The sequence below is a fragment of the Roseovarius sp. genome (assembly GCF_027019125.1).
GTDB lineage: Bacteria > Pseudomonadota > Alphaproteobacteria > Rhodobacterales > Rhodobacteraceae > Roseovarius.
Genome location: NZ_JALUXE010000027.1, coordinates 283,952 through 298,716, shown reverse-complemented (window position 1 = coordinate 298,716; position 14,765 = coordinate 283,952). Strand labels below are relative to the sequence as shown.

Below are 14,765 nucleotides of genomic sequence, written 5' to 3'. Positions count from 1 at the left end.
CACGCTGACCGGAGGGGATCGTGTGACGGGTAAACCGGGCCCCTGGCCCGAACAGGAGACGAACATGCGCTACATGGCCACATACGACCTGATGGAATCCCTCCGAAATACCAATCAATGGCTGGGTGCCTCCGCCCTCTCGCTTGCATCCTATCCGCTTTTCAGTGTGGTGCCAAACCCTGCTTTGCAATGGTTGGCCGCCTGGGGCGAAGTGACCGAGCGCAGCTTCAAGCGCATGGTGGCCAAGCCCGACTGGGGCATTCGCACCTTTACCCATGAGGATGGGCGCGATCACCTCGTCAACATCGAAACTGTCGTCTCGCGCCCCTTTGGCGACCTGATTCATTTCAAGGTCGCAGGCCGCGAAGAGCAGCCGCGAAAGATCCTGCTTGTCGCCCCCATGTCGGGCCATTACGCAACGCTGCTGCGCTCGACCGTGAAATCGCTGATCGTGAATTGCGAGGTTTACGTCACCGACTGGCATAACGCACGCGATATTCCCGTGTCCGAGGGCAAGTTCGACATCGAGGATTACACCCTCTACCTTGTCGATTTCATGAAGGCGCTTGGCCCGGACGTCAACGTGATCGCGGTCTGCCAACCCGCGCCGCTCACGCTGGCCGCCACCGCCTATCTGGCCGAACTCGACCCCGAGGCGCAGCCCAGCACGCTGACCCTGATCGGCGGGCCGATCAACCCCGATGCGACCCCGACCGACGTGACCGACTTTGGCCGCCGCGTCACCATGGGCCAGCTTGAGGAAACCATGATCCAGCGGGTCGGGTTCAAGTATAAAGGCGTTGGCCGTCAGGTGTATCCCGGCCTCCTGCAACTTGCCTCTTTCATGTCGATGAATGCCGAGCGCCATTCCACGGCCTTCTCGGATCAGATCCTGCGCGTCGCAGGCGGCGAAGCCTCTGACAACGACGCCCACAACCGCTTTTACGATGAATATCTCGCGGTGATGGACATGACCGCCGAATTCTACCTGTCGACGGTGGAGCGCATCTTCAAGGGTCTTGAAATCGCGCAGAACCGCTTTGTCGTGAATGGGCATCAGGTCGATCTGGGCAAGATCACCCGCGTCGCGGTCAAGACCGTCGAAGGCGGCAAGGATGACATCTCGGCGCCCGGTCAATGCGTGGCCGCGCTCGATCTCTGCACCGGCCTGCCCGACAGCCTCAAGGCCAGCTATCTGGAACCCGAGGCCGGGCATTACGGCATCTTCGCCGGCCGCTCGTGGCGCAACAATATCCGGCCGCTCGTGCTCGATTTCATCGACGCCAACGCGCGCAAGAGCCCCAAACCGGCGAACAAGAACGCCCGCGCAACGGGCTAAGGCCCGAGGCGGCGGGCCACCCCCGCCGCCAAACCGCTCAGGCGTCCACCCGCCGTTGCAGCACCAGCGGCTGCCGCAGCCAGCCCCGCAGCGCCGCGATCGTGGTATCGGGCTGTTCCAGCACCGGCAAATGCCCCGCCCCCGGCACCACCACCAGATTGGCGTAAGGGATGAGATCGGCCATGAACCGATGCCGCTTGACCGGCGTCAGCCCGTCCTCTTCCCCGCACATCACCAGCACCGGCACCTGACAGCGCCGCAACACAGCCTGATAATCGCGCCGTCGTTGCAGGGCCCGCGTCTGCCGGATGATCACCTCAGGCCCGAGCGCCTCGGCCATGCGTACGACCTCGGCCATCACCTCCGCCCGTCGAGGCCCGGACGCCAGATACTCGGGCCGCAGCAGCATCTGCACCGCCTCGGCCATCGCCCCGGTCCGAAGCTTGATGATGAATGGCTCATAGGCTGTGGCCGATTGCGGCGTTTCGGCCAGCGAATTGGTATCCATCAGCGCCAATCGCGTCACCCGATCCGGGGCGCGGCGCAGGATCTCCATTGCCACGATCCCGCCCATCGACAGGCCCGCCAAGGCAAACCGGCGCGGCAGCACATCGAGCAGGTCCGACGCGATTTCCTCGATCCGGTCCCCACCCGTAATCGGCGCCACGGTCACGGCCATATCGGGGCTCAAGGCCGTGATCTGCGGCGCGAACAGCCGCGCATCGCACATCATTCCGGGCAGAAACACCACCGGTTCACTGCTCATCCGTCATCCCCGCCTTTGACCCGTCACATATGAAACCACACGCAGAACAGCATGACACCAGATACAAGCCCCCGACAAGAGCCTCACCCGCTCACCTCTGCCAGCGCCGCGCCAATCAGCGCCAGACACTCCGGGTTTGAGAAGCGGTGATCCGCCCCCTTGACCAGCGTCAGCCGCATATCCGGTCCCGTGGCATGGTCCAATAGCTGCAACGCCACCGACATATCCACATCATTGTCGCAGGTGCCTTGCAGAAATCGAACAGGAAAGGGCAAATCGAGCGGGCTGCGCAAAACCAGATTGTCGCGCCCCTCCTCGATCAATCGCCGTGTGATGATGTAGGGCGCACCATACTCCGACGGCAGCGCAACCTGCCCCGCCTCCAGCAACGCGCGTCGCTGTTCCGCGTCAAATCCGCCCCACATGCTGTCTTCGGTGAAATCCGGCGCGGCGGCGATTGTTACCAGCCCCGCCACCCGCTCCGGCATTGATCGCGCCAGCAAGAGCGAAATCCACCCCCCCATCGACGAGCCGACAAGAACCTGCGGACCCTCCGTGAGACCTGCGATCACGGCGCGCGCGTCCGCTGCCCAATCGCCGATCGCACCATCCTCAAAACGGCCAGAGGATTGCCCGTGCCCGGAATAATCGAACCGCAGGAATGCCCGCCCCTCCGCGCGCGCCCAGTCCTCAAGCCAGAGCGCCTTGGTGCCCTCCATGTCCGACTTGAACCCGCCAAGAAACACAACGCCAGGACCGGCACCGGCGCTCCGGTGATAGGCCAGCCTGCGGCCTTCCGGCCCGTCGAGATATTCAGGGTCCGCCATCCCATCCTCCGTATTCGCAGTGGCGCGATCATGCACGCCCCGAACCGAAGGATCAAACCGGATTTATCGCGCGGCGCTCAGCCGCCGATATAGGCACCACGACGCGGACGATAGAACACCTTCTGATTGTGCAACCGCCCCAACAGATCATGGATCTGGCGCAGGGTCTCGTCCTTGCCATCCAATCCGTCCGACGTGCGGTCCGGCTGCACCGACAAATCCGCCTTGGTCTTGAGCAAGGCACTCTCGATCAGGTCCATATCCGCGACCGACAACTCAAAATTCGAATTATACTTCGGCATTTTTCGACCCTCGCTTGGTTGCCCGCGCAAGAATCTTGCGCGTCCGATATACGGCATTTAGGGCCTCAAATGCGACCTGTCCACAGGTTTTTTCTGCACTGCGACAAAAGGGGAAACGTATGCTTTTGCATGCAAAATTCAGTGCCAAAACGCACTCCTATTGACCTTGCGCGCCCGAACGGGCATGTGACGGGGACCAAACCCGCAACCGGGCGTTCCGTGGGCGCCAAACCGACGAGGAGCCAAGCAGATGGCCCAGATTTCCCTTACCTTTCCCGATGGCAATGCGCGCGAGTACAGCGCAGGCGTGACCCCCGCCGAAGTGGCCGCCAGCATTTCACCGTCATTGGCCAAACGCGCGATTTCCGCGCATGTGGATGGCGCGCATTGGGATCTGCAATGGCCCATCGACCGCGACGCGGCCATCAGCATCAATACGATCAAGGACGAGGCCCCGGCGCTCGAACTCATCCGCCACGATCTTGCACATATCATGGCCCGCGCCGTTCAGGAAATCTGGCCCGATGTGAAGGTCACGATCGGTCCGGTCATCGCGAATGGCTGGTATTACGATTTCGACCGCGCCGCGCCCTTCACCCCCGAAGATCTCGGCCTGATCGAGAAAAAGATGAAAGAGATCATCAACCTGCGCGATCCCGTGCGTACCGAAATCTGGGACCGCGACCGCGCGATCCAGCATTATCGCGACACCGGAGAGCCCTACAAGATCGAGCTGATCGAGGCCATTCCCGGCACCGAGCCGCTGCGCATGTATTGGCACGGCGATTGGCAGGATCTCTGCCGGGGTCCGCATCTGCAGAACACGGGGCAAGTGCCCGCGGACGCCTTCAAACTCATGAGCGTGGCCGGTGCCTACTGGCGCGGCGACAGCACGCGGCCCATGCTGCAACGCATCTACGGTGTCGCGTTCCAGAACCGCGACGCGCTCAAGGATTATCTCACCTTTCTCGAAGAGGCCGACCGCCGCGACCACCGCAAACTGGGCCGCGAGATGGACCTCTTTCACATGCAGGAAGAGGCGCCCGGTCAGGTCTTCTGGCACCCGAACGGCTGGGCCGTCTACACCACGCTTCAGGATTACATGCGCCGCCAGCAACGTCGCGGCGGTTATGTCGAGGTGAACACGCCCCAGGTGGTCGACCGCAAGCTGTGGGAGAAATCCGGCCACTGGGAAAAGTATCAGGAAAACATGTTCATCGTCGAAGTGGACGAGGATCACGCCCGCGAAAAGGCCGTGAACGCGCTCAAGCCGATGAATTGCCCCTGCCACGTGCAGATTTTCAATCAGGGTCTCAAATCCTACCGTGACCTGCCCCTGCGCATGGCCGAATTCGGCTCTTGCAACCGCTATGAACCCTCGGGGGCGCTGCACGGCATCATGCGCGTGCGCGGCTTTACCCAGGACGACGCGCATATCTTCTGCACCGAGGATCAGATCGAATCGGAAACGGCCCGCTTCATCGCCTTCCTGTCGGGCATCTACGCCGATCTGGGCTTCCCGAATTTCGAGGTTCTGTTCTCTACCCGCCCCGACGTGCGCGCCGGGTCGGACGAGGTTTGGGACAAGGCCGAAGCGGCCCTCCTGTCCGCCACCCGCGCCGCCGGCATCGAACCCAAGGTTAACCCAGGCGAAGGCGCGTTCTACGGGCCCAAGCTGGAATTCACCCTGACCGACGCCATCGGGCGCAAATGGCAATGCGGCACGCATCAGGTGGATTTCGTCCTGCCCGAGCGGCTGGATGCAAATTACATCGGCACCGATGGGGCCAAACATCGCCCCGTGATGTTGCACCGCGCCGTCCTCGGCAGCTTCGAGCGCTTCATCGGCATCCTGATCGAGGAACACGCGGGCCGCCTGCCCTTCTGGATGGCCCCGCGTCAGGTGGTGGTCGCCTCCATCGTGTCCGAGGCGGACGACTACGTTACAAAAGTCGCCCAGAACCTTACAGACCTTAACATCCGCGCCGAGGCCGACACCCGCAACGAAAAGATCAATTACAAGGTCCGCGAGCACTCTCTGGCCAAGGTTCCGGTGATCCTGGCCTGTGGTCCGCGCGAGGTCGAGGATGGCACCGTGTCCCTGCGCCGTCTGGGCGAAAAGGACAGCCGCATCGTGCCGCTGGATCAGGTCGCGGCGGAACTGGCGCGCGAGGCGACGCCGCCCGACCTGTTGTAATTGCAGGGAAATTCAGCGCTGCGCGGGATCAGAGGCAACCCGCACAAGCCGCGTAAGGCTGCCAAGGCTCTCGCGTTGGCGGCCCTCCGCGTCGAAATTCGCAGGGTCCAGCCAGAATGAAAACGCCTCTTTCAGCGCGGGCCATTCAGCGTCAATCGCGGCAAACCACGCCGTGTCGCGATTGCGCCCCTTGACCACCGTCGCCTGCCGGAAAATCCCCTCATAACTCAGCCCCAACCGCTGCGCCGCCCGTCGCGACGGCATGTTGAGCGCGTCGCATTTCCACTCGAACCGGCGATAGCCCGCCTCAAAAGCCCATTGAATCAAAAGGAAAATCGCCTCTGTCGCAGCGCGCGTCCGCTGGAGGGACGGGGCAAAATTGATATGCCCCACCTCAATAGAGCCTGCCTGCGGCGTGATCCGCAGATAGCTGGCAACGCCCCCCACATGCCCTGTGTCGAGGTCGGTAATGACATAGAACAGCGGATCATTCCCCGCCGCCATTTCCCGCGCCCATCGGTGCAACTGCGCTGACGAGGAAAACGGCCCATAGGGCAGATAGTCCCAGATCGCATCATCTACCGAAAACGCGCGGTGCAAATCCGCCGCGTGTCGATCCGCATCCAGACGTTCCAGGCGCGCGTATCGCCCGATCAGCGACGTTCCATCCGGTGCCGGCGGTGGGGTCCAGTTCAACAGCTTTGGCCCAACTGGCCGGTTTTGCGTCATTTTTTCGGGCCTTGCACAAATACCTTGACGCGACATTGCCTCAATATCGCGTCAAGGGAAAGCCCCGCCTAGTCCTGCGGAATGAGCCGCAGGCCCAGTTCCATCAACTGATCGCTCGTCGGGTCCGACGGCGCGTTCATCATCAGATCCTCGGCCCGCTGGTTCATCGGGAACATGATGACCTCGCGGATGTTCGAGGTGCCCGCGAGCAGCATCACGATCCGGTCGATCCCCGCCGCACAGCCGCCATGCGGCGGCGCCCCGTATTGAAAGGCGTTGACCATGCCGCCAAAGCGCTTGCGCACCTCTTCCTCGCCATAGCCTGCCAGCTCGAACGCCTTGATCATGATGTCGAGCTTGTGGTTGCGGATCGCGCCCGAAACCAGCTCATAGCCATTGCAAGCGAGGTCATATTGATACCCCAGAACCTTGAGCGGATCGCCATTCAGCGCCTCGATCCCACCCTGCGGCATCGAGAAGGGGTTGTGCGAGAAATCAATCTTGCCAGTGGTCTCATCGGCCTCATACATCGGGAAATCGACAATCCAGGCAAAGGCATAGCGGTTCTGATCCGTCAGACCCAATTCATCGCCAATGACCGTGCGCGCCTTGCCCGCAACCCGTTCAAAGGCCGCAGGCTTGCCCCCGAGGAAGAACGCGGCATCGCCCACGCCAAGCCCAAGCTGCGTGCGAATGGCCTCGGTGCGCTCAGGGCCGATGTTCTTGGCAAGCGGCCCTGCGGCCTCCATCGCGCCATCGGCCTCCCGCCAGAAGATATACCCCATCCCCGGCAGGCCCTCTTTCTGGGCAAAGGCGTTCATGCGGTCGCAGAACTTGCGGCTGCCACCGGTGGGGGCCGGAATGGCGCGAATTTCTGTGCCGTCCTGCTCCAAGAGCTTGGCGAAAATGGCAAAGCCGGATCCGCGGAAATGGTCGGACACGTCCTGCATCTTGATCGGATTGCGCAGGTCGGGCTTGTCCGTGCCATACCAAAGCGCTGAATCCGCATAGGAAATCTGCGGCCACGCCTCGGGCGCATCGACTGTCTTGCCGCCGCCAAACTCCTCGAAAACGCCCGCAATCACCGGCGCTATGGTGTCGAACACGTCCTGCTGACCGACAAAGCTCATTTCCATGTCGAGCTGATAGAAATCCGTGGGCGAGCGGTCGGCGCGCGGGTCTTCATCGCGGAAACAGGGGGCAATCTGGAAATACTTGTCAAACCCACTGACCATGATCAACTGTTTGAATTGCTGCGGTGCCTGCGGCAGGGCATAGAACTTGCCCGGATGCAAACGGCTTGGCACCAGAAAGTCGCGCGCCCCCTCGGGGCTCGAGGCCGTGATGATCGGCGTCTGAAACTCGCGGAAGCCCTGATCCCACATGCGGCGGCGCATCCCCGCCACCACATCCGAGCGCAGGGTCATGTTGCGCTGCATTGCCTCGCGGCGCAGGTCGAGATAGCGATAGCGCAGGCGCGTTTCCTCGGGGTATTCCTGATCGCCGAACACCTGAAGCGGCAATTCGGCGGCAGAGCCGAGCACTTCCATGTCCCGAATGAACACCTCGATTTCGCCGGTCGGGATCTTGGGGTTGATCAGCCCCGCGTCGCGCGCCTTCACCACACCATCGATTCGGATGCAATATTCGCTGCGCAGCTTTTCCACCTGCGCAAAAACCGGGCTGTCAGGGTCACAGATGAGCTGCGTCACGCCATAGTGATCGCGCAGGTCGATGAAAAGAACCCCGCCATGATCGCGGATACGGTGCACCCATCCGGAAAGGCGGACATCGGCGCCCACGTCCGATTTGGTCAGGTCTGCGCAGGAATGGCTGCGATATGCGTGCATGTTGGCTCTCCGGTCCCGGCTCGGGGCGTTGATCTTGGGTTCGGGCCGATACACCTTGGTGGGCCGGCAAAGTCAAGGGCGTGGGGCGATGCACACCGCAAAACCGTTTACACAAAGGGCAATCTGCGCAAAAATACCTGCCACACGAGCAGGCAGACCCGGGAACGCGGGAAGTAGGACCGGTTTGGTACACCGTTGAAATGCGCCGTTTGGGCGCGCGGACATGGGGTGTGACATGTGGACCAAGGCTCTCGATGGGTTGCTGACCCATTTTTTCAAAAGCGGATCTTTGCGCGTGACCTATCCCGATGGGACCACGCGGACCTATGGGGCGGGGGGCGACGGCGTGGCTGTCACGCTGCACGACCCGACCCTGCCCCGCCGCATCGTGCTCTCACCTGACCTGGCGGCGGGTGAAGGCTATATGGACGGCTCGCTGACCATCGAGGGCGATGATCTATACGGCTTTCTCAGCCTCGCCATTCGCAACATCGGCGCGCAAGGGCAGCCGTGGTTTCGCCGCCCGCTTGAGGCGCTGCGCTGGTTCAAGCGGCGTCTGGATCAGTTCAACCCGGCGGCGCGCTCACGCGCCAATGTGGCGCATCATTATGATCTCTCGGGCGAGCTTTACGATCTCTTCCTTGATGCCGACCGGCAGTATTCCTGCGCCTATTTCGCCCGTCCCGACATGACGCTGGAAGAGGCACAAGCCGCCAAGAAGGCGCATATCGCGGCCAAGCTGTTGATCGAGCCGGGTATGCGCGTGCTCGACATCGGCTGTGGTTGGGGCGGCATGGGTCTGACGCTGGCGCGGGATTTCGGCGCGCAGGTGACGGGTGTCACCCTCTCGCAAGAGCAACATGCGATTGCCAATCAGCGCGCACAAAAGGCAGGGCTGGCGGACAAGGCGCGGTTTCACCTGATGGATTACCGCGATGTGAAGGGGCAGTTTGACCGCATCGTATCGGTGGGCATGTTCGAGCATGTCGGCGTGCCGCACTATGATGCGTATTTCGCCACGGTCGAGCGGCTGCTGGCTCCGGATGGCATCGCACTTATTCACACCATCGGGCGCGCGGGGCCGCCGGGCGCGACAAGCCCCTGGATCACCAAGTATATTTTTCCGGGCGGTTATTGCCCTGCGATGTCCGAGACGATGGCAGCGGTGGAGCGGCACAAACTGGTCACAACGGATGTCGAGGTGTGGCGCCTGCATTACGCAGAGACCCTGCGCATCTGGCGCGAGCGATTCGAGGCCAACATAGAGAGCGCGCGCGCTCTCTATGATGACCGCTTTTGCCGCATGTGGCGCTATTACCTGATCGCGAGTGAACTGACCTTTCGGCTCAACAATCAGGTGGTGTTCCAGTTTCAGTTGACCCCAAAACAGGATGCCGTGCCCCTGACGCGCGATTACCTCTATTGCGACGGCGATGCCGGACTGCGCCACGCCGCCGAATAGGGCGGATCAGGCTGGAACGGGGGCAAGCGCGCGGGCAAACCGCGCCTTCCACAGCGCCTCTTCGTATTCGCCCGCCGCGGTGCTGTCATAGACCACGCCGCCGCCCACGTTGAGGGTGGCGCGCCCGTCCTCGACCATGATCGTGCGGATGGCCACGTTGAACTCGGCCCGCCCATCCGGCGCAGCCCAACCGATGGCCCCGCAATAGATGTCGCGGGCGTGCTGTTCCAGCTCGGCCAAAATCTGCATCGCCCGAAGCTTGGGTGCCCCGGTGATCGAGCCACAGGGAAAGAGCGCGCGCAGGATATCCGACAGGCCCATGCCGGGCATCAGATCGGCGGTAATGAGCGAGGTCATCTGATGCAGGGTCTCGTAGGTCTCGACCGAGAAGAGCTCAGGCACGCGCACCGACCCCGGCACACTTACACGGCTGATGTCATTGCGCAAAAGATCCACGATCATCAGGTTTTCGGCGCGGTTCTTGGCATCCGATTGCAGAAAGAAGCGGCGGCGCGCATCCTCTGCCGCATCCGCGCTACGCGGCTGCGTGCCTTTCATGGGCCGGGTTTCGATCCGCCCGTCCGCGTGGGTGCGAAAGAACAGCTCGGGCGAGCGCGACAGGATCGCAGGCAGGCCCGCCGCCTCGATCAACGCGCCATACCGCACCGGCTGGATGGCGCAGAGGGCCGCATAGAGCGCCTGCGGCGTACCTTGGGCCGTCATACGCAGCGGAAAGGTGAGGTTGGCCTGATAGATGTCGCCCGCACAGATATAGTCATGCACCGCCTCAAAGGCCCGGGCATAACGCGCCTGATCCCAGTCCGGCACAAGATCGCCAAGCGTGGCCGGACCCGCCTTGAGCGGCGCGGCTGGACCGGGCGCGGCAAAGGTTCCAAATTGCAAGAGCGGCAAACGACGACGCGCGGGCATGCAGGACGCCAACCGCGTCTCCAGCGCGTGACCCAGTTCATAGCTGGCAAAACCCGCCAGCCAATAGCCCTCTGCCCGCGCCGCATCAAGCGCCGCAAGTGCACCGGGCACCTCTTCGGGTGTATGAGCCACGATCAGGCGCTCGGCCTGCGCGAACTGGCAGGCGTCGTCGTTGGGACCATGATCGAACCGAATCTGCACGTCGTATCCTCTTGGCAAGTGGACTGTATTTAGGCCCATGATCCACAAAGCACACCCTTAAATGCGTCGGTTCGGGCCAGTTTTGCGGTCACACGCCCCCTTGACAGCCCCTCACCGCCGCGAAACGCTGCCCGCATGTGTTTCTGAGGAGGTGGCACGCATGGAGCGGTGGATCGGTGGCGTTGCCTGCCTCTGGCTCATGGCCTCGGTCGCGGAGGCAGGGCAGGTCTCAATCGGCTTCGAGGGACCGCAAGAAGGACCCGCTCCCATCGAAATGCCCGAGGATGGCTACCGCGTCGTCACCCGCGACATGATGATTTCCTCGGCCAGGAAATCCGGCAATGGCAGCGATGGCCCGAACGAGATCGAAAGCGCGATGAACACGCGCGGCGCAGTGGCAATTCTGCGTGATGCGCCGTTTACCTTCGTATCGCTGGATTGGCAGACAGAAACAGGCGCGCCACAGGTGGTGGTCGAGGGGTATCTGGGGTCGGTGCTGGTTGCACGGGACCGGTTTGTCGCGCGCGGGACATATGACACCTTCACGACCCATCCAGCCGAAGCGCTGCAAGGGCAAGTGATCGACCGGCTGATCCTCTATCCGCAGCGTGACAACCGCGGCATGGGCGCGCTTGACCGCGTCATTCTGGAGGATGCGGCACCGTTGCCCGAAACCTCCTGAGCGCGGCACGGGTTTGCCCCTTGCACCCCGGCCTGTGATGGCTATAACCCCACCAATTTGCGCAGGTGGGCCATCCCCTCCTGCCCTTCCAGCTGCCCGGGGACCGATATGCCGAAAAGAACCGATATTTCATCCATCATGATCATCGGAGCGGGGCCAATCATCATCGGACAGGCCTGCGAATTCGACTATTCCGGTGCTCAGGCCTGCAAGGCGCTGCGCGAAGAAGGGTATCGGGTCATTCTCGTCAACTCCAACCCCGCGACGATCATGACCGATCCGGAATTGGCCGATGCCACCTATATCGAGCCGATCACCCCCGAAGTCGTGGCGCGCATCATCGAAAAGGAACGCCCCGACGCGCTCTTGCCCACGATGGGCGGGCAAACCGGCCTGAACACGGCCCTTGCCGTGGCGGACATGGGCGTGCTGGAAAAATTCGGCGTGGAACTGATCGGGGCCAACCGGCAAGCCATTGAAATGGCCGAAGACCGCAAGCTTTTCCGCGAGGCGATGGACCGTCTCGGGATCGAGAATCCCAAAGCGACCATCGCCAACAACATGGATGAATGCATGGCGGCGATTGATTATGTGGGCCTTCCCGCGATCATCCGCCCGGCCTTTACCCTTGGCGGCACCGGCGGCGGCGTGGCCTACAATCGCGACGATTATATCCACTACTGCAAAACCGGCCTCGATGCCTCGCCCGTCAGCCAGATCCTGATCGACGAGAGCCTCTTGGGCTGGAAAGAATACGAGATGGAGGTCGTCCGCGACAAGGCCGACAACGCGATCATCGTCTGCTCCATCGAAAACGTCGATCCGATGGGCGTGCATACGGGCGATTCGATCACCGTGGCCCCGGCGCTTACGCTCACAGACAAGGAATACCAGATCATGCGCAACGGCAGCATTGCCGTTCTGCGCGAGATCGGGGTGGAAACCGGCGGTTCCAACGTGCAATGGGCCATCAACCCCGAAGACGGGCGCATGGTGGTGATCGAGATGAATCCGCGCGTGTCGCGCTCTTCTGCGCTTGCCTCCAAGGCCACGGGTTTTCCGATTGCAAAGATCGCGGCCAAACTGGCGGTCGGCTATACGCTCGACGAGCTGGACAATGACATCACCAAGGTGACACCGGCCTCTTTCGAGCCGACCATCGACTATGTCGTCACCAAGATTCCACGCTTTGCCTTTGAAAAATTCCCTGGCTCCAAGCCCAACCTGACCACCGCGATGAAATCGGTGGGTGAGGCGATGGCAATCGGCCGCACGATCCACGAGAGCCTGCAAAAGGCGTTGGCGTCGATGGAAACGGGCCTCACCGGGTTTGACGAGGTCGACATCGAGGGGGCCCCTGACAAGGCCGCAATCATCCGCGCGCTTTCCGTCGCCACGCCCGATCGGATGCGCACCATCGCGCAGGCGATGCGCCATGGCCTCAGCGACGACGAAATCAACGCGGCGACCGCCTTTGACCCGTGGTTCCTTGCCCGTATTCGAGAGATTGTCGAGGCCGAAGAGCGCATTCGCCGCGACGGCCTGCCCCTGACCGAAAATGGCCTGCGGCAGCTCAAGATGCTTGGCTTTACCGATGCGCGTCTGGCCAAACTGACGGGGCGCGACGAAGGTCAGGTGCGCCGCGCACGTATCAATCTGGGCGTGCGCGCCGTGTTCAAGCGGATCGACACCTGCGCCGCAGAGTTCGAGGCGCAGACACCCTATATGTATTCCACCTACGAGGCCCCCATGATGGGCGAGGTCGAATGCGAAGCGCGTCCGTCGAACGCCAAGAAGGTCGTCATTCTGGGCGGCGGCCCCAACCGTATCGGTCAGGGGATCGAGTTCGACTATTGCTGCTGTCATGCCTGCTTTGCCCTGTCCAAGACAGGCTATGAAACGATCATGATCAACTGCAACCCCGAGACGGTCTCGACGGATTACGACACCTCGGACCGCCTCTATTTCGAACCGCTGACCTTTGAGCATGTGATGGAGATCCTGACCAAAGAGCAGGAAAACGGCACGCTGCATGGGGTCATCGTGCAGTTTGGCGGACAAACGCCGCTCAAACTCGCGCGGGCGCTCGAAGCCGAGGGGATTCCGATCCTGGGCACCACGCCCGATGCCATTGATCTTGCCGAAGACCGCGAGCGGTTTCAGGCACTTGTGAACAAACTCGGATTGAAGCAACCGCACAATGGCATTGCGAGCACGGACGCGCAGGCGCTTGCCATTGCCGAGGACATCGGCTTTCCGCTGGTCATCCGCCCCTCCTATGTGCTGGGCGGGCGCGCGATGGAGATCGTGCGCGACATGGCGCATCTGGAACGCTACATCGCCGAAGCGGTCGTGGTCTCGGGCGATAGCCCGGTGCTGCTCGATAGCTACCTCTCTGGCGCCATCGAATGCGATGTTGACGCGCTCTGCGATGGCACCCGTGTCCATGTGGCCGGCATCATGCAGCATATCGAAGAAGCGGGTGTGCATTCGGGCGACTCCGCCTGCTCGTTGCCGCCTTATTCGCTGAGCGATGCGACCATTGCCGAGATCAAGAAACAGACCGAGGCCCTCGCGCTCGCGCTCAATGTCGTGGGTCTCATGAACGTGCAGTTCGCGGTCAAGGGCGACGACATCTACCTGATCGAGGTCAACCCCCGCGCCAGCCGCACCGTGCCCTTTGTGGCCAAGGCGACCGATAGCGCCATTGCGTCGATTGCCGCGCGCCTGATGGCCGGCGAGACGCTCGACGCCTTCCCCTTCCGTGGTCCCTACCCCAAGGAAACCAAGCCCGGCACCCTGCCAATGGCTGATCAGATGACGTTGGCCGATCCCAATATGCCCTGGTTCTCGGTCAAGGAGGCCGTGCTGCCCTTTGCCCGCTTCCCCGGCGTGGATACCATCCTTGGGCCGGAAATGCGCTCGACGGGCGAGGTGATGGGCTGGGATGTGTCCTTCCCGCGTGCCTTCCTCAAGGCGCAGATGGGCGCGGGCGTGGACCTGCCCCAGGGCGGGCGCGTGTTCATCTCGATCAAGGATATGGACAAGCAACCGCAGATGATCGAGGCGGCACAAGTGCTGGTCGATCTCGGTTTCGAGATCATCGCGACGCGCGGCACGGCGGCGTTCCTATCCGAGGCAGGCATCACCTGCGAGATCGTGAACAAGGTCTATGAGGGGCGCCCAAATATCGTGGACATGCTCAAGGACGGGCAAATCGCGCTTGTAATGAACACGACCGAAGGCACCCAGGCGGTTGAGGATAGCCGCGAAATCCGCTCGGTCGCGCTCTATGACAAGATCCCCTACTACACGACCATGGCCGGATCGTACGCCGCGGCTCTTGCGATCAAGGCTCGGCAAGAAGGGGAATTGACCGTTATGCCGCTGCAGGGCGGCACGGCCTGACCGGTAAATTCAGTTCAGTAGATTAAGAACGGCGCACCATGGGTGCGCCGTTTTCGTTTCTCAGCCAGGAAC

At 62.2% G+C, this 14,765-nt stretch carries 11 protein-coding genes; 5 read left to right on the top strand and 6 right to left on the bottom strand.

Annotated features, from left to right (window positions below):
- Positions 1-64: 64 nt before the first annotated feature.
- The gene (gene phaZ, locus MVC20_RS09655) at positions 65-1,339 is read left to right on the top strand and encodes a polyhydroxyalkanoate depolymerase (RefSeq protein WP_297540764.1); all 1,275 of its coding nucleotides are present in this window, start codon (positions 65-67) and stop codon (positions 1,337-1,339) included.
- A gap of 37 nt (positions 1,340-1,376) precedes the next feature.
- Here the strand turns inward: phaZ and MVC20_RS09650 are convergent, their stop codons facing one another.
- The 3 genes from MVC20_RS09650 to MVC20_RS09640 form a co-directional block, all read right to left on the bottom strand.
- A complete protein-coding gene (locus MVC20_RS09650) occupies positions 1,377-2,105 on the bottom strand; it encodes an alpha/beta fold hydrolase (protein WP_297540762.1) in 729 nt (242 codons plus the stop codon).
- 83 nt (positions 2,106-2,188) lie between these two features.
- Positions 2,189-2,932, bottom strand: coding sequence for an alpha/beta hydrolase (locus MVC20_RS09645; RefSeq protein WP_297540760.1), 744 nt, complete (start codon positions 2,930-2,932; stop codon positions 2,189-2,191).
- Positions 2,933-3,009: 77 nt separating this feature from the next.
- On the bottom strand, positions 3,010-3,234 hold the full coding sequence (locus MVC20_RS09640; protein ID WP_297540758.1) for a hypothetical protein: 225 nt from the start codon (positions 3,232-3,234) through the stop codon (positions 3,010-3,012).
- Between the two features lie 250 nt (positions 3,235-3,484).
- Here MVC20_RS09640 and thrS point away from each other — a divergent pair, with 250 nt between their 5' ends.
- Positions 3,485-5,431: a threonine--tRNA ligase gene (thrS, locus tag MVC20_RS09635; RefSeq protein ID WP_297540756.1), complete on the top strand. Its 1,947-nt coding sequence runs from the start codon at positions 3,485-3,487 to the stop codon at positions 5,429-5,431.
- Positions 5,432-5,443: 12 nt separating this feature from the next.
- Here the strand turns inward: thrS and MVC20_RS09630 are convergent, their stop codons facing one another.
- Both MVC20_RS09630 and aspS read right to left on the bottom strand, forming a co-directional pair.
- Positions 5,444-6,160: a GNAT family protein gene (locus MVC20_RS09630; protein WP_297540754.1), complete on the bottom strand. Its 717-nt coding sequence runs from the start codon at positions 6,158-6,160 to the stop codon at positions 5,444-5,446.
- 68 nt (positions 6,161-6,228) lie between these two features.
- Positions 6,229-8,010: an aspartate--tRNA ligase gene (gene aspS, locus MVC20_RS09625; RefSeq protein WP_297540752.1), complete on the bottom strand. Its 1,782-nt coding sequence runs from the start codon at positions 8,008-8,010 to the stop codon at positions 6,229-6,231.
- A gap of 235 nt (positions 8,011-8,245) precedes the next feature.
- Here aspS and MVC20_RS09620 point away from each other — a divergent pair, with 235 nt between their 5' ends.
- The gene (locus MVC20_RS09620; RefSeq protein WP_297540750.1) at positions 8,246-9,472 is read left to right on the top strand and encodes a cyclopropane-fatty-acyl-phospholipid synthase family protein; all 1,227 of its coding nucleotides are present in this window, start codon (positions 8,246-8,248) and stop codon (positions 9,470-9,472) included.
- Between the two features lie 6 nt (positions 9,473-9,478).
- On the opposite strand, the gene MVC20_RS09615 is transcribed toward MVC20_RS09620, so the two are convergent.
- On the bottom strand, positions 9,479-10,603 hold the full coding sequence (locus MVC20_RS09615) for an aminodeoxychorismate synthase component I (protein ID WP_297540748.1): 1,125 nt from the start codon (positions 10,601-10,603) through the stop codon (positions 9,479-9,481).
- Between the two features lie 160 nt (positions 10,604-10,763).
- Here MVC20_RS09615 and MVC20_RS09610 point away from each other — a divergent pair, with 160 nt between their 5' ends.
- Positions 10,764-11,285, top strand: a complete 522-nt coding sequence (locus MVC20_RS09610) for a hypothetical protein (RefSeq protein WP_297540746.1) — start codon at positions 10,764-10,766, stop codon at positions 11,283-11,285.
- A gap of 108 nt (positions 11,286-11,393) precedes the next feature.
- Positions 11,394-14,693, top strand: a complete 3,300-nt coding sequence (carB, locus tag MVC20_RS09605) for a carbamoyl-phosphate synthase large subunit (RefSeq protein ID WP_297540744.1) — start codon at positions 11,394-11,396, stop codon at positions 14,691-14,693.
- Positions 14,694-14,765: the final 72 nt, after the last annotated feature.